Here is a 14,945-nt window from a genome sequence, read left to right as displayed (position 1 = left end):
GCACGAGAGGCTTCAAAGATGGCCGACATCGACGTCCACGCCGCCGACGAGCTCGAAGAGCATCACGACGAACCGCACAGCTTCTTCACGAAGTACGTCTGGAGCCAGGACCACAAGGTCATCGCGGTGCAGTACGGCTGCGTCGCGATCTTCGTCGGCCTGATCGGCCTGGTGCTGTCGAACCTGATGCGGCTGCAGATCGGGTTCCCCGGCGTGTTCGAGTTCATCACGCCCGAGCGCTACTACCAGTACGTCACCATGCACGGGATGATCATGGTGATCTACCTGCTGACCGCCCTCTTCCTGGGTGGCTTCGGCAACTACATGATCCCGTTGATGGTCGGTGCGCGGGACATGGTGTTCCCGTACATGAACATGCTGAGCTTCTGGGTCTACCTGCTCAGCGTGATCGTGCTGCTGGCCAGCTTCTTCGCGCCCGGTGGGCCCACCGGCTCGGGCTGGACGCTGTACCCGCCGGCATCCGTGTTACCCGGCACACCAGGGCACGACTGGGGCATCATCCTGATGCTCGTGTCGCTGGTGATCTTCATCGTCGCGACGACGATGGGCGGCCTGAACTACGTCACCACCGTGCTGCAGGCGCGCTGCCGGGGCATGACCTTGCTGCGCATGCCGCTGACCGTGTGGGGCATCTTCACCGCGACGGTGCTCGCGCTGCTGGCCTTTCCGGCGCTCTTCGTCAGCGGCGTGATGATGCTGCTTGACAAGACGCTGGGCACCAGCTTCTTCATGCCGGCGGTGGTGTCGATGGGCCAGGTGGCCAGCTACAAGGGCGGCAGCCCGCTGCTGTTCCAGCACCTGTTCTGGTTCTTCGGCCACCCCGAGGTGTACATCGTCGCGCTGCCGGCCTTCGGCATCGTGTCGGACCTGATCAGCGTGCATGCGCGCAAGGCGATCTTCGGCTACCGCACGATGGTCTGGGCCATCGTCGTCATCGGCGGCCTGAGCTTCGTCGTCTGGGCCCACCACATGTTCGTCGCCGGCATGAACCCGTGGTTCGGTTTCTTTTTCGCCACCAGCACGCTGATCATCGCGGTGCCCACCGCGATCAAGGTCTACAACTGGGTGCTGACGCTCTGGCGCGGTGATATCCACCTGACCGTGCCGATGCTCTTCACGCTGGCCTTCATCCTGACCTTCCTGGCCGGCGGGCTGACGGGCCTGTTCCTCGGCAACGTCAGCGTCGACATTCCGCTGTCGGGCACCTACTTCGTCGTCGCGCACTTCCACATGGTGATGGGCGTGGCGCCGCTGCTGGTGGTCTTCGGCGCGATCTACCACTGGTACCCGAAGATCACCGGCCGCATGCTCGACGACCGGCTCGGCCACATCCATTTCTGGTCGACCTTCCTCGGCACCTACCTGATCTACTTCCCGATGCACTACCTGGGCGTGCTCGGCATGCCGCGGCGCTACCACAACTACGCCGACTACCAGTTCATCCCCGCGTCGGCACACCAGCTGAACGAGTTCATCACCGTGGTCGCGCTGATCGTCGGCGTGATGCAGCTGGTGTTCGTCTGGAACCTCGTCTGGAGCCTCTTCCACGGCGCGAAGGCCGACCCGAATCCGTGGCGCGCCGCGTCGCTGGAATGGTTCACGCCGGACACGCCGCCGAAGCACCTGAACTGGGGACCGAAGCTGCCGACGGTGCACCGCTGGGCCTACGCGTACAGCGTGCCGGGCGCGCCGCAGGACTTCATCGCGCAGAACGCGCCGCCGGAGGCCGGCGGGCTCGAGCCCGATCCGCCGCATTTCGAGCGCGCGGCGCAACCGAAGGGACACGCGTGATGAACACCGCAGCGATCGAGCCGCACGAGCTGGAGGCCCGTCCGGTCGCGCCGCTGCAGGCAGCCGGCGTCGGGCTGTGGGTGTTCATCGGCGTCGCGTCGGCGCTGTTCAGCCTGTTCCTGGCCGCGTACATCATGCGCATGGTCAGTCCGGACTGGTCGTCGATCGCGCTGCCCGGCCAGCTGTGGCTGAGCACCACGCTGCTGATCGGCGGCAGCGTTCTGATGCAAGCCGCGGCCTCGAGCGCCCGACGAGACGAGCCGGCGCGCACGACCGCGCTGCTGTGGGCCGGCGGGCTGTGCGCGATGGCCTTCCTCGGTGCGCAGCTGTGGGCCTGGTCGGCGCTGCAATCGGCCCGCGTCACGCTGGCCGGCAACCCGTCGGCCAGCTTCTTCTACCTGCTGACCGCATTGCACGGCCTGCACGTGCTGGGCGGCCTGATCGCCTGGAGCCTGGCGACGCGCGACATCGGCCCGCCGAAACTCGCGCCCGGCGCCGCGCCCGATCGCGCCGCGCTCGCCGAACGCGCGGTGGCAGCCGCGATGCGCATCCGCCTGTGCGCCCGCTATTGGCACTTCCTGCTCGCCGTCTGGTTGCTGCTGTATGCCGCGCTCGGCAACCTGACGCCCGAGTTCGTCCGCTATGTCTGCGGCATCGAGGCACCGACACGATGAGCGCACTGCCGATCCCCGGCGATCCGAAAGCCTCGCCCACCGCGGCGGCGCCCGCGCACGGCGGCCCCGGCCGCACCGGCGTCGACGGCCTGCGCGGCTTCGTCGCCGACTGGTCGTCCGACCGCCAGGCCTTCCACGTCTCGTGGGGCAAGGCGATGATGTGGATCTTCCTGCTGTCGGACACCTTCATCTTCGGCAGCTTCCTCACCGGCTACATGACGGTGCGCATGTCCACCACCGTGCCGTGGCCGAACCCGAGCGAGGTGTTCGCGCTGCACGTGGGCGGCACCAACGTGCCGCTGCTGCTGATCGCGATCATGACCTTCGTGCTGATCACCAGCAGCGGCACGATGGCGATGGCGGTGAACTTCGCCTACGGCCGCGACAAGTCCAAGGCCGCGATGCTGATGGTGGTGACCGCGGCCTTCGGCGCGCTCTTCGTCGGCATGCAGGCCTTCGAATGGAGCAAGCTGATCTCCGAAGGCGTGCGGCCCTGGGGCAACCCGTGGGGCGCGGCGCAGTTCGGCTCGGCCTTCTTCATGATCACCGGCTTCCACGGCCTGCACGTGACCGGCGGCGTGATCCTGCTGCTGCTGTTCGCGCGCAAGCTGGTGCGCGGCGACTACGACCGCAAGCCCAACTTCCAGATCGTCGAGGTGATCGGCCTGTACTGGCACTTCGTCGACCTGGTGTGGGTGTTCATCTTCGCGTTCTTCTACCTCTGGTGATCGGAGGGTCCATGCATACCGAAGCGAGCAGCCAGCACCCGGCGCCGGCATCCGCCGGCGGCGGCCATGGCACGCAGCAGCACCCGATCGGGCTGTACCTGAAGATCTGGGCGCTGCTCTTCGTGCTCAGCGCGTTCTCGTACATGGTGGACTACTTCCACCTGCAGGGCCTGCTGCGCTGGGGCCTGATCCTGCTGTTCATGATGCTGAAGGCCGGCCTGATCGTCGCGATCTTCATGCACATGGCCTGGGAGCGCATGGCGCTGATCTGCGCCATCCTGCTGCCGCCGGGCGCGTTGCTGGTGCTGGTCGGGCTGATGGCGTCCGAGGGCGGCCACACGCACCTGACGCGGCTGCTGTTCTTCCGCTGACACCGCGATGGAGCCGGGCGCAGCCGACGTCGCCGCGACCACCACGTCAGCGGTCGCCGCGCTGCCGCGCGCGCGGCGGCGGGCGTTGTGGCAGCGCTATGTCGAGCTGACCAAGCCGCGTGTCGTCGCGCTGATGAGCTTCACGGTGCTGGTCGGCATGATGCTCGCCACGCAAGGCCCGGTGCCCCTGACGCTGTTCGTCTTCGGCACGCTGGGCATCGCGCTGGTGGCCGGCGCGGCCGCGGCGATCAACCACCTCGTCGACCGCCGCATCGACGCGATCATGGCGCGCACGCGCTACCGTCCGCTGCCCAGCGGCGCGCTGGCTGCTCGACAGGTGCTGGCCTTCGCGGCGGGGCTGGGCGCCGCTGGCATGGCGCTGCTGCTGCAGTTCACGAACCCGCTGTGCGCGCTGCTCACCCTCGCCTCCCTGCTCGGCTACGCGGTCGTCTACAGCCTGTACCTGAAGCGCGCGACGCCGCAGAACATCGTCATCGGCGGGGCCGCCGGCGCCGCGCCGCCGCTGCTGGGCTGGGTGGCGGTGACGGCCCAGGTCGACCCCGGTGCCCTGCTGCTGTTCCTGATCATCCTGGTGTGGACGCCGCCGCACTTCTGGGCGCTGGCGATCCACCGCCGCGACGACTACGCGAAGGCCGACATCCCGATGCTGCCGGTCACGCACGGCATCCCGTTCACGCAGCGCCGCGTGCTGCAGTACACCATCGCGCTGCTGCCGCTGACCTTGCTGCCTTCGGTCATCGGCATGAGCAGCTGGCTGTACCTGGCCGGCGCCCTGCCGCTGGGGCTGCGCTTCATCTGGCATGCCTGGATGCTGACGCGCGACGTGAAGCAGGCGATGCCCGCCTTCCGCTTCTCGATCGTGCACCTGTTCGGGCTCTTCGGCCTGCTGCTGGCCGACCACTACCTGCTGACCTGAGCGGCCGGCCGGCGGGTCGGGTCAACGCGCCGCAGCCGCGCAGTGGCGCGCGATGTAGTCGCCGTGCGCCGGCATCGACTCCGCCGCATCGGCGATCGCGCGCCGCAGGCGCTCCAGGAAGTAGGCGGTCTCGTCCTCGCTGAGCAGATGCGCCAGCGCATGGTGGCCGCCCGGCATCACGCGCTGACCGACCAGCACCTGCAGCCAGCTGGACTCCGCGAACAGGTCGTCCTGCGCGCGGAACAGGCGCCCGCTGGCGCGGAAGAGCGCCATCTTCTGCGCCAGCGCCTCGGGCACCGGCATCTCGCGGCAATAGCGCCACAGCGGCGCGTCGTCCCGCTCGGTGGCCTTGTAGTGCAGGATGATGAAATCACGCACCAGCTCGAACTCGCGGTCGGCTTGGCGGTTGTGCTCTTCGATGTCCGCCGGATTGAAGTCGCGGTCCGGGAAGAAGTTCATCAGCCGCGCGATGCTCGACTGGATCAGGTAGATGCTGGTCGACTCCAGCGGCTCGAGGAAGCCGCTGGACAGGCCGATCGCGACGACGTTGCGGTTCCACAGCTTCCTGCGCTTGCCGGTGGTGAACTTCAACAGGCGCGGCTCGGCCAGCGGCTCGCCGTCGAGGTTCGACATCAGCGTGTGCGCCGCTTCGTCCTCGCTGATGAAGCGGCTGCAGAAGACATGGCCGTTGCCGGTGCGATGCTGCAGCGGGATGCGCCACTGCCAGCCGGCGGCGTGCGCGGTCGAGCGCGTATAGGGCGTGAATGGCTGCGCCGAGGTGCAGGGCACCGCCAGCGCGCGGTCACAGGGCAGCCAGTGCGTCCAGTCGTCGTAGCCGGTCTTCAGCGTCTGCTCGATCAGCAGGCCGCGGAAGCCCGAGCAGTCGACGAACAGTTCACCGTCGATGCGCTCGCCGCTTTCCAGCACCACCGCCTCGACGAAGCCGTCCGGCTCGCGCTGCAGCACGCGGCTGATCTTGCCTTCGGTCCGGCGCACGCCTCGTGCTTCGGCATAGCGCCTCAGGTACGCGGCATAGAGGCCGGCGTCAAAGTGGAAGGCGTAGACGATCGACGCCAGCGGCGAGCCCGGCGCCTGCTGGGGCGACGGCGGGCGCATGAAGCGGTTGCGACGCGCCGCCGCGGTGTCCATCGAATACTCGCCGAGCTCGGCCGCCTTGCCCTGCACATGCAGCCGGTGCCAGTAGTGGTGGAACGGCACCAGTCCGTAGGGCTGACCGACCTGGCCGAACGAGTGCAGGTACGAGTCCCCGATCCGCCCCCAGTTGCGGAACTCGATGCCGAGCTTGAAGCTGCCCTGCGTTTCCCGGATGAACTCGTTCTCGTCGATGCCCAGCGTCGCGTTGAACAGGTTGATCTGCGGGATCGTCGCCTCGCCGACGCCGACGATGCCGATTTCGTCGGACTCGACGAGGCGGATCTGCACGCTGCGGTCGAGCAGCCGCGACATCGCCGCCGCGGTCATCCATCCTGCCGTGCCGCCGCCGACGATCACGACACTGCGGATGCGCTTGTCTTCCATGTTGTCAACCACGGTTCATGAATGAAAGAGGCCCCTGCCGGCCTTGGTCGACAGGGGCGCTCACTTCGGACGTCAGCGTCAGAGCTTGTAGTTGACTCCGAACAGGTACGTGCGGCCGTACTTGACGTACTCCTTCGGCACGTTCGGATCGCCGTCGTAGCGGCGGTAGGGTTCGTTGGTCAGGTTGCTGACCTGGAACAGCAGCGACAGGCCCTTCGCAGGTCCGCTCTGGAATTCATAGCCCAGCTGCAGGTCGGTGACCTTCTCGGGACTGATGTAGACCAGGTCGCGGTCGGCGCCGAAGCCCGCGATCTCGCCGACGAAGGCCGAGCGGCTGACCTGCGAGATGCGGCCCGAGAAGCCGTACTTCTCGTAGTACGCGGTCAGGTTGGTCACGCGGCGCGACAGACCGGGCAGCGGCAGCGACGTACCGGGACCCTGCGGCTTGATGCTGCTGCGCGTATCGGAGTAGCTGCCCAGGAAGCCGAAGCCATCGAGCATCGGCGCCACCAGGTTCAACGGCATCGACACCGCGACCTCGAAGCCCTCGATCTTGCCGCCGGTGCCGTTGAACGGCGCCTTCATCGTGCCGAGCGTGCCCGGCGGATTGAGCTGGCCGGTCACCGGGTTCGGCAGGCCGGAGAAGTCCATCGGCAGCGTCTGCTCGTAGATGTAGCTCTTGAGCTTCTTGTGGAACGCGGCGACGCTGAAGTAGGCCTTCGTGCCGAAGTACTTCTCGTAAGACAGGTCGAAGGCATCGGCGCGGAAGGGCTCGGCCTGCGGGTTGCCGCCTTCGATCTTCACGATGCCCAGCGTGCGGTCGTACTCGTAGTTGTTGCTCGCGCGCAGCCAGTCCAGGCGCGGACGGGCGACCACCTTCGCGATGCCCAGGCGCAGCTTCTGGTCGGCCGGCAGTTCGGCCGCCAGGTTCAGGCTCGGCAGCGTGTCGCTGTAGGTCTTGCCGTCGCTGTTGGGCTTCGGATCGTTGGCGTTGCGGCCGGGCAGAGAGAACGCCGTCGAGCTCTGGTCGGTGCGGATGTGCTGCAGGCCGACGTTGCCGCGGATCGGGATGCCGCCGAGCTCGGTGTCGATGTCGAGCTTCGCGAAGAAGGTCGAGATCTTCTCGGTGACGGTCCAGTTCTTGTTGAAGATGTCCGGATGCAGGTTGGTCGACAGCTTGTACAGCGTGTCGTAGGCGCCTTGCACGTTGTAGGCCATCACCGGGCCGAAGCCGACGAAGTTGGCGGACACCGGCGACACCAGCAGGCCGGTCGGCACCGCGGTGGCGGCGCTCGAGAAGTTCGGCCGCGCGGCCGAACCCTTCAGGTCGACGAAGGCCTCGGGCACCTGCTTGGTCTTCTCGCGCTCGGTGTAGTTGACGCCGAAGTCGAGCTTGCTGAACAGGCCTTCCATGTCCTTGCTGCCCTGCAGGCGCAGCGACTTCAGCTCGTCGGTGACGTCCAGCCACTTGATGTAGCCGTCCTGGCCCCAGCCGCCGGAGTCGACCAGGCGGATCACCGACGGGTCGCCGTAGTTGAAGCCGGGCTTCAGCTTGGGCAGGCCGGTCGAGGGATCGAAGGTGAACGTGGCGTTGTCGCGCGTCAGCGAGCCGGCGTAGGTTTCGAGGATGGTCTCGTTCTTCTCGGCCTTCGAATAGCCGAGGTCGGCGATCACCGACCAGCCGCCGCCCACCGCCAGCTTGTTGTTCCAGCCGATCGCGTGGACCTCGTCCTCGCGGGTCTCCAGGTCGTTGCGCAGCACCGGCTTGATGCTCGTGAAGGTGCCCGCGACCAGGAAGTCGTTCTCGACCTTCGGGTTCGTCAGCGTCGCGCCGCCCCACGGCAGGCCGACCTCGAAGCCGCGCTTCTTGATCTGCTTGTCGAACTTCGAGTAGTACGCGTCGAGCACGCTCTCGAAATCCTTGCTGGGCTTGTACTGCACCACCGCCAGCAGGCTGTCGCGCGTCTGGTCGGTGGAATCGACGAAGGCCTTGAAGCCGCCGAGCACGCGCACGTTGGACGGCACGGCCGCATCGCTGGTGTAGCCCCAGGCTTCCCACCGCTCGGCCTGGCTGGGCGAGTCCAGCCGCGCATAACCCAGCGCGATGCCCAGGGTGCGGTCGGCGAACTGGTCGACGTAGGAGGCGCTGAAGCGCGAGCCCTTCGATTCGCTGTCCGGGTTCAGCGAACCCATCGAGTTCTTCTCGCCCATCAGCTTCACCGCGACGCGGCGGCCGCCGAAGTCGAGCGGCCGCACGGTCTTCATGTTCACCGTGCCCGAAAGGCCCTGGCCGATCAGCGTGCCATCGGGCGTCTTGTAGACGTCCACGCCGGAGAGCAGTTCGGACGGGTACTGATCGAACTCGATCGCCCGGTTGTCGCCGGTCGAGACTTGCTCGCGGCCGTTCAACAGCGTGCCGGCGAAGTCCCCGGACAGGCCGCGGATGTTGATCGTCTGCGCACGGCCGCCGACGCGCTGCGCGGCCAGGCCAGGCAGGCGGGCGATGGACTCGGCGATCGAGTTGTCGGGCAGTTTGCCGATGTCCTCCGCCGACACCGACTCGACGATCGAGTCGGAATTCTTCTTGACCGAAATGCCGGCCTCGATACCGCGGCGGATGCCGGTCACCGTCACGGTCAACCCGTCGCCGGCGGGCTGTTGTTGAGCGGCCTGCTGCGCTTGCGCTGCGGTGCCCAGGCACAGCAGCGCGACGGCGGCGGCGGTGGCACTCAGCCTCACCGCACCGCGCTTGTCATCGATCGAACTCTTCACCGGATGTCTCCTTGCTACACAACCCCGACACCTGCCCGGTGGGTGTCCGAACGCCACCTGCCGCAGTGGCGGTCCGCACCGGGGACCCTCGTCGTCGACCGGATTTGTACCAAAACTAGATTGTTTCTTTGACCTGCGTAAACCCTAGGTGTTGCTGCACAGCCACCTATCGCTCATCAAACTAAGCCCGTCTTCATAGGCAAGAATGACAAAGGGCGCGCACCGCCTTGCGCGATGCACGCCCTTGCATCAGTAGTCTAACTACTTATAACTTGGCGGTTTGTGTAGCGCTCAGATGTCGATCTGCTCGATCGCCAGCGCCGCCCCGCTCAGGGCCGCCAGGGTGTCGGTGATCAGGGCCGTCGGGATCGGCTCCAGGTAGCCCCGGAAACGCCCCTTGGCCTCGAAGCGCTCGCGGAAGCGCGAGGCGAAAAAGCGCTCGCCAAGCCGCGGCACGATGCCGCCGCCGATGTAGACGCCGCCGCGCGCGCCCAGCGTCAGCGCGACGTTGCCGGCGAAGCTGCCGAGCAGCGCACAGAAGGCGTCGATCGTGCGGCTGCAGACCTCGTCGCCGCCGGCCAGCCCGCGCTCGACGATGGTTTCGGCCGCCAGCGGTGCCGCGACCGGCCGGCCGAGCACGGCCGCCGCCGCGTCATGCAGCACCGGCAGGCCGATGCCCGAGAGCAGCCGCTCCGCCGAGACATGCTCGAAGCGGCCGCGGACGTGCTGCAGCAGCGCACTCTCGAAGTCATCGGTCGGCGCCAGGGTGGCATGGCCACCCTCCCCCGGCAGCGCGACCCAGCCGTGCGCCGTCTGCGTGACACCGCCGACGCCCAGCCCGGTGCCCGGACCGATGACCGCCAGCGTGCCGCGCGGCTGCAGCGGCGGTGCGCCGACGATGCGCAGCTGCTGCGGACCCAGGCGCGGCAGCGACAGCGCCAGCGCCTCGAAGTCGTTCAGCAGCAGCAACGCGTCGAGACCGAGCGCGTCGCGCAGCTTCGCGCGCGAAAACGTCCAGTGGCTGTTCGTCAGCGTGACCTCGTCGCCGTCGATCGCGGTGGCAATGGCGAAGGCCGCCCGCCGCGGCGCCCGGTAGTTGGCCCCCCGTTCCCGCTGCACGATCGCCAGGTAGGCGCGCACCGCTTCGGCCGGACCGGCATGGTCCGCCGCAGGCAGCTTGTGAATATGGGCCACGGCCCCGTCCGCATCGACCCAGCCGAAGCGGGCGTTCGTGCCGCCGATGTCCGCCACCAGCCAGGGGCGCCCCGCCGCCAATCCGTCATCGCTCAAGCGCTTGTCTCCCCATCAGTTGCCCCAAAGGTAGCAAAACTACATCATCGCATCAAGATGACTTAACCTAGGTAGCGGGGAAGTTCAGGAGACCATGTGGCGCGAGCTGTAGTCAAGCTACCGATACAAGTCGGGCAGGCCGGGATGACGCGCCCGCGCCGCGGGCGGACCGCCGCCGACGCCGGTGCGCGCCGCTCCCGCACAATACGGCGCCGCCCGGTCCCGGGCCCCCACCGCTGCACGACGACCAAGCCCGCCCCGTGAGCCGCTACGACAGCCCCCGACTGATCGCCGACATCGGCGGCACCTACGCCCGCTTCGCGCTCGAGACGGCGCCGGGCCGCTTCGAGCAGGCCGCGTCGCTGCGCTGCGCCGACCATGCCGACTTCCACGCCGCCGTCAGCGCCTACCTGAAGTCGGTGCCCGAGGGCCGGCTGCGCCACGCCGCGGTGGCCATCGCGAACCCCGTAGAAGGCGACGAGGTGCGCATGACCAACTACCACTGGCAGTTCTCGATCGAGCAGATGCGCGAGCGGCTCGGGCTGGACACGCTGGTCGTCGTCAACGACTTCACCGCGCTGGCGATGGCGGTGCCGCGCCTGGCGGATCACGAGCGGCGCCAGGTCGGCGGCGGCGCCGCCCGCGATGGCAGCGTCATTGGCGTGTTAGGCGCGGGCTCCGGCCTCGGTGTCTCGGGGCTGATCCCGGCGCACGACGGCTGGGTCGCGCTGGGCACCGAAGGCGGCCACACCAGCTTCTCGCCGCACGACGAGCGCGAGATCGTGGTGCTGCGCTTCGCGTGGAAGCAGTTCGAGCACGTGTCCTTCGAGCGCCTGCTGTCGGGCCCCGGGCTGGAGCTGATCCACCGCGCGCTGGCCGCCGATGCCGGTGCGTCCGGCGATGCACTGCCGGCGCCGGAGATCACCCGGCGCGGCCTCGACGGCAGCGATGCGCTGTGCGCCGCGGCGATCGAGGCCTTCTGCGCGATGCTCGGCACGGCGGCCGCGAACCTCGCCGTGACGCTGGGCGCCCTGGGCGGCATCTACGTCGGCGGCGGCATCGTGCCGCGGCTGGGCGACTACTTCGACCGTTCACCCTTCCGCCGACGCTTCGAGGACAAGGGCCGCTTCAGCGACTACCTGCGCGCGATCCCCACCTACGTGATCACCGCCGACAACGCGACCTTCGTCGGCGCCTCGGCGATCCTGCAGTCGCAACTGCGCACCATCGAGGCCGCGCCAACCTCGGCGATCCTCGAGCAGATCCGCCGCGGGCTCGAGGCGCTGTCGCCGGCCGAGCGCCGTGTTGCCGAGCATGTGCTCGCGCACCCGCGCGCGGCGCTGAACGACCCGATCGCCGACATCGCACGCGCCGCGGCGGTGAGCCAGCCGACCGTGATCCGCTTCTGCCGCTCGCTGGGCTGCGAGGGCCTGTCGGACTTCAAGCTGCGGCTCGCCTCCGGCCTCACCGGCACCGTGCCGGTGACGCACATCCAGGTCACCGGCGACGATTCCACCGTCGAGCTCGGTGCCAAGGTGCTGGGCAATACCGCGTCGGCGATCCTGCAGCTGCGCGACCAGCTCAACCGCGACACGATCGACCGCACGATCGGCCTGCTGAACGCCGCGCCGCGCATCGACTTCCACGCGGTGGGCCACTACGCGCCGGTGGCGCTGGACGCGCAGTACAAGTTCATGCGCTTCGGCATCGCGAGCAACGCCTACACCGATGCCCGCCTGATGGTGCTGGCCGCCGGGGTGCTCAAGCCCGGGGACGTGGTGGTGATCATCAGCAGCAGCGGCCGCATCAACGAGCTGATCGAAGTGGCCGACATCGCGCGCGAGCGCGGCGCCACGGTGATCGCCATCACCGCGAGCCAGTCGCCGCTGGCGAAGAAGGCGGACATCGCACTGATCGTCGACCACCCCGAGGACGTCACGACGCAGCTGCCGATGGTCAGCCGCGTACTGCACCTGCTGGTGATCGACATCCTCGCGGTCGGCGTCTCGATGCGCCGCCAGGGGGATGCCGGCGACGCGGCCGATGCCGACGCCGGCGAGCGCCGCCCGCGCAAGGCCGCCGGTGCGCGCGGCACGCCACCCGGCGTCAGCGCCTCGCTGCCGTATGCGCGGCTGACGTCGCACGGGCGTCGCTGAAGCCGCCGCATCGACACGATTCCAAGCAACACTGATCCCGTTCGAGGAGGAGTTCCCATGTCCGGTCACGGTTTCCACGTCCACGGTCCGCACGATCACGAGCTCGAGCATGCCGCCCACCATGCCGACAAGGACCGCTTCGCCGGCACCATCGCCGTGATGACCGCGATCCTCGCGACCATCGGCGCGCTGTTCTCCTACATGGGCGGCGCGACGCAGGCCAACGCCGGCCTGTTCAAGAACAACGCGGCGATCAAGAAGACCGAGGCGTCGAACCAGTGGAACTTCTACCAGGCCAAGAGCAGCAAGCAGAACATGGCCGAGCTGGCGGTGGCCATCGTCGCCGATGACAGGAAGGCCACGTACCAGCAGGAAGTCGAGCGCTACAAGCAGGAGAAGGCCGGGATCAAGAAGGACGCCGAGAAGCTCGAGAAGGAAGCGGCTGACTGGGACCAGCGCTCCGAGGCCGAGCTGCACCTGCACCACCGCTGGGCCCAGGCGACGACCGCGCTGCAGATCTCGATCGCGCTGGCCGCCATCGCACTGCTGACGCGCCGCAAGTGGCTCGAGTGGGGCATGTTCGGCGTCGCCGGCCTCGGCCTCGTGCTCGGCGGCATGGCGCTGGCGCACGTGTAGCGCCACGCGGGCCCGCCCGCATCGACAGCCGGCGAGTCACGCCGGTCCGTCGTCCGATCCGCCAGGCACCTGCGCGGCAACCGACCCGAACAGCTTGCGCAGCAGCGCGCAGGCCTGCCGGACCTCCTCGTCCGACAGGCCCGCGGTCCACTGCTGCACCTTCGAGAAGTCGCCCGGATTGCGGCGCGCCCAGAAACGACGGTGCCCGGGCGTCAGGCGCAGGCGCCGCGCGCGACGGTCCTGCTCATCGACCTCGATCACCAGGAAGCCCTTGCGCTCGAGCACCAGCGCGATCTGCTTGACGTTCTGATGCGTCATCGACAGGCCCTGCGCGACGGTGCCCATCGTCGGCGCGTCGCCACACGCTTCGATGAACTGCAGCAGCGCGGCCTGCTGGGTGGTGACGCCGCTGCCCGCCATCTCGCGATCGAGCCGGTTGCGCAGCGCAGCACCGCTGGCCACGGCCAGCCTGAAGAGACGGACGCGGGAGGCCAGCGCTTCGGGCAGGCCGTCGAGACCGTGCTCGAGCCATTGACGATGGGTGGACATATTCAATATATTACCTAATCGCCAGCCTTGCGGGAGACGCCAGATGATCGCCTTGGTTCCGAACTGCGGCTTCCTCTCCGAGACGTCGCGCATGCTGGCCATCGGCCAGGCCCTGCAGGCACGCGGCGAAGCGGTGGTCTTCGCCACCCACGGCGGCCCCTACGCGCAGCTGATCCGGGACGCCGGCTTCGAGCTGACGCTGCTGCCGCCCGCGATGGACGGCGAACGCTGCATGCGCTACGTGCACGACCTCTGCCGCATCGGCAAGCCCGGCACGCGGCTGCAGACGGCCGACGAAGTGCGCGCGAGCGTGCAGTCGGAAGTCGACTTCTTCCGCCGGCACGGCGTGCAGATGGCCGTCATCGGCTTCAGCCTCACGGTGTACCTGTCGAGCCGCGTGGTGGGCATTCCGGTGGTGGCTTCGCACGGCGGCAGTTATGTGCCGCCGCTGTTCGACCGCGGCCTCGCGCCGGTGCCGACGCAGATGCCGATGCCGGGCACGGAATGGCTGCCCGCGGGCGTCAAGCGCTGGATGGCCAACAAGGGTGCCGAGCGCATGACCGACCCGGTGCGCTTCCTCAACGACGTGGCGGCCGAACTCGGCGTCGAGCCCGTTCCCACGCTGGCCGCGCTGATGCTGGGCGACCTGACGCTGGTGACCGACGTGCCGGAGGTGCTGGGCGTGCCGCGCGCCGAGCTCGAGGCCTGGCGCCCGCGCCGGCCCAAGGCCTACCGCGCGGGCACGCGGCTGGTCTACACCGGTCCGCTGTACGCCACGCTCGACCTGCCGATCCCGGCGCCCGTCCAGGCCGTGCTGGATGGACGGCGCCCCACGGTGCTGGTGGTGCTGTCGTCGAGCACGCCGCAGATGCTGCGCGCCGCAGTCCGGCGTGCACGCGCCAGCGGAGCCCGCGTGATCGTCGGCGCCACGGTGCATGAGTTCGGCCCCGTCGACGACCCCGACATCGTCGTCGCCGGTCTCCTGCCCAACCACCGCGTGATGCCGCACGTCGATGCCGTGGTCAGCATGGGCGGCCAGGGCACCGTGCAGACGGCGATGTGCAGCGGCACGCCGCTGTTGGGCATTCCGCTGCACCCGGAGCAGGAGCTCAACGTGGACCTCGCGGTGCGCCAGGGCATGGCGCTGGCGGTCGCCCCGCGCCATGCCGACAGCGAGCGCCTGACCGACGCCGTGTCGCGCCTGCTCGCCCAGCCGGCCTTCAAGGCCGAAGCGCGACGCGTGCAAGGCCTGTACGCCGGCGTCGACGGTGCGGCGCAGGCGGCCGATGCGATCCGGCGCCACCGGACCGATCTGGCACTGGCCCGCGGCTGGGCCAACGCGGCATGAAGCCGGCCGGCCGCGCAGTCATCGCAGACACCCCCACAGCAACGTAGGAGCAACAAGGGCGAAGAAGCCCTCTGCTAGATTGGCTGCGTTCACGATGTGTCTGCGCGGTGCGACGACGCACCGCCCCGGAATG

Annotated in this window: 12 protein-coding genes; 8 read left to right on the top strand and 4 right to left on the bottom strand. The window is 68.6% G+C overall.

Annotation, left to right across the window (positions count from 1 at the left end):
• The first annotated feature begins 18 nt into the window (after nt 1-18).
• The 5 genes from P1K89_RS01150 to cyoE are packed head-to-tail and all read left to right on the top strand — an operon-like array spanning nt 19 to nt 4,522.
• Nucleotides 19-1,812 carry a cbb3-type cytochrome c oxidase subunit I gene (locus P1K89_RS01150; protein WP_284614516.1) on the top strand — a complete coding sequence of 598 codons (1,794 nt, stop codon included), beginning with the start codon at nt 19-21 and terminating at the stop codon, nt 1,810-1,812.
• A complete protein-coding gene (locus tag P1K89_RS01145) occupies nt 1,812-2,486 on the top strand; it encodes a cytochrome c oxidase subunit 3 family protein (RefSeq protein WP_284614515.1) in 675 nt (224 codons plus the stop codon). Before P1K89_RS01150 ends, P1K89_RS01145 begins: the two co-directional genes overlap by 1 nt.
• Nucleotides 2,483-3,214, top strand: coding sequence for a heme-copper oxidase subunit III family protein (locus P1K89_RS01140; RefSeq protein ID WP_284614514.1), 732 nt, complete (start codon nt 2,483-2,485; stop codon nt 3,212-3,214). The genes P1K89_RS01145 and P1K89_RS01140 overlap by 4 nt, the downstream gene beginning before the upstream one ends.
• Before the next feature lie 11 nt (nt 3,215-3,225).
• Nucleotides 3,226-3,585: a cytochrome C oxidase subunit IV family protein gene (locus P1K89_RS01135; protein ID WP_284614513.1), complete on the top strand. Its 360-nt coding sequence runs from the start codon at nt 3,226-3,228 to the stop codon at nt 3,583-3,585.
• 7 nt (nt 3,586-3,592) lie between these two features.
• Entirely contained in the window at nt 3,593-4,522 is a 930-nt protein-coding gene (gene cyoE, locus P1K89_RS01130; RefSeq protein ID WP_284614512.1) for a heme o synthase, read from the top strand.
• Nucleotides 4,523-4,543: 21 nt separating this feature from the next.
• On the opposite strand, the gene P1K89_RS01125 is transcribed toward cyoE, so the two are convergent.
• The 3 genes from P1K89_RS01125 to glk all read right to left on the bottom strand — a co-directional run bounded on the left by P1K89_RS01125 (nt 4,544) and on the right by glk (nt 10,123).
• Nucleotides 4,544-6,061 carry a tryptophan halogenase family protein gene (locus tag P1K89_RS01125; RefSeq protein WP_284614511.1) on the bottom strand — a complete coding sequence of 506 codons (1,518 nt, stop codon included), beginning with the start codon at nt 6,059-6,061 and terminating at the stop codon, nt 4,544-4,546.
• 78 nt (nt 6,062-6,139) lie between these two features.
• Nucleotides 6,140-8,833: a TonB-dependent receptor gene (locus P1K89_RS01120; protein ID WP_284614510.1), complete on the bottom strand. Its 2,694-nt coding sequence runs from the start codon at nt 8,831-8,833 to the stop codon at nt 6,140-6,142.
• A gap of 291 nt (nt 8,834-9,124) precedes the next feature.
• Nucleotides 9,125-10,123, bottom strand: coding sequence for a glucokinase (gene glk / locus P1K89_RS01115; protein ID WP_284614509.1), 999 nt, complete (start codon nt 10,121-10,123; stop codon nt 9,125-9,127).
• A gap of 260 nt (nt 10,124-10,383) precedes the next feature.
• Between glk and P1K89_RS01110 the strand changes: the two genes are divergently transcribed.
• Together P1K89_RS01110 and P1K89_RS01105 are read left to right on the top strand one after the other, a co-directional pair.
• A complete protein-coding gene (locus tag P1K89_RS01110; protein WP_284614508.1) occupies nt 10,384-12,279 on the top strand; it encodes a glucokinase in 1,896 nt (631 codons plus the stop codon).
• Nucleotides 12,280-12,336: 57 nt separating this feature from the next.
• Complete coding sequence (locus P1K89_RS01105; protein ID WP_284614506.1) at nt 12,337-12,915, top strand: DUF4337 domain-containing protein; 579 nt, start codon at nt 12,337-12,339, stop codon at nt 12,913-12,915.
• A 36-nt stretch (nt 12,916-12,951) separates the two neighbouring features.
• Here P1K89_RS01105 and P1K89_RS01100 read toward each other — a convergent pair whose 3' ends face one another.
• A complete protein-coding gene (locus P1K89_RS01100) occupies nt 12,952-13,557 on the bottom strand; it encodes a MarR family winged helix-turn-helix transcriptional regulator (RefSeq protein WP_284614505.1) in 606 nt (201 codons plus the stop codon).
• On the opposite strand from P1K89_RS01100, the gene P1K89_RS01095 reads away from it, so the two are divergent.
• Complete coding sequence (locus tag P1K89_RS01095) at nt 13,508-14,812, top strand: glycosyltransferase (RefSeq protein WP_284614504.1); 1,305 nt, start codon at nt 13,508-13,510, stop codon at nt 14,810-14,812. The genes P1K89_RS01100 and P1K89_RS01095 overlap by 50 nt on opposite strands.
• Nucleotides 14,813-14,945: the final 133 nt, after the last annotated feature.

Origin of the sequence: Aquabacterium humicola, from assembly GCF_030167915.1 — a bacterium.
Classification (GTDB): Bacteria; Pseudomonadota; Gammaproteobacteria; order Burkholderiales; family Burkholderiaceae_C; genus Pseudaquabacterium; species Pseudaquabacterium humicola.
Note: the sequence above shows the minus strand (reverse complement) of the source record. Positions and strands in the feature narration are given on the sequence as shown.

Coding starts and splice junctions, on each gene's coding strand:
- P1K89_RS01105 (WP_284614506.1), top strand. CDS start 12,337: ATGTCCGGTCACGGTTTCCACGTCCACGGTCCGCACGATCACGAGCTC.
- P1K89_RS01140 (WP_284614514.1), top strand. CDS start 2,483: ATGAGCGCACTGCCGATCCCCGGCGATCCGAAAGCCTCGCCCACCGCG.
- P1K89_RS01100 (WP_284614505.1), bottom strand. CDS start 13,557: ATGCGCGACGTCTCGGAGAGGAAGCCGCAGTTCGGAACCAAGGCGATC.
- P1K89_RS01135 (WP_284614513.1), top strand. CDS start 3,226: ATGCATACCGAAGCGAGCAGCCAGCACCCGGCGCCGGCATCCGCCGGC.
- P1K89_RS01150 (WP_284614516.1), top strand. CDS start 19: ATGGCCGACATCGACGTCCACGCCGCCGACGAGCTCGAAGAGCATCAC.
- P1K89_RS01145 (WP_284614515.1), top strand. CDS start 1,812: ATGAACACCGCAGCGATCGAGCCGCACGAGCTGGAGGCCCGTCCGGTC.
- P1K89_RS01095 (WP_284614504.1), top strand. CDS start 13,508: ATGATCGCCTTGGTTCCGAACTGCGGCTTCCTCTCCGAGACGTCGCGC.
- P1K89_RS01125 (WP_284614511.1), bottom strand. CDS start 6,061: ATGGAAGACAAGCGCATCCGCAGTGTCGTGATCGTCGGCGGCGGCACG.
- cyoE (WP_284614512.1), top strand. CDS start 3,593: ATGGAGCCGGGCGCAGCCGACGTCGCCGCGACCACCACGTCAGCGGTC.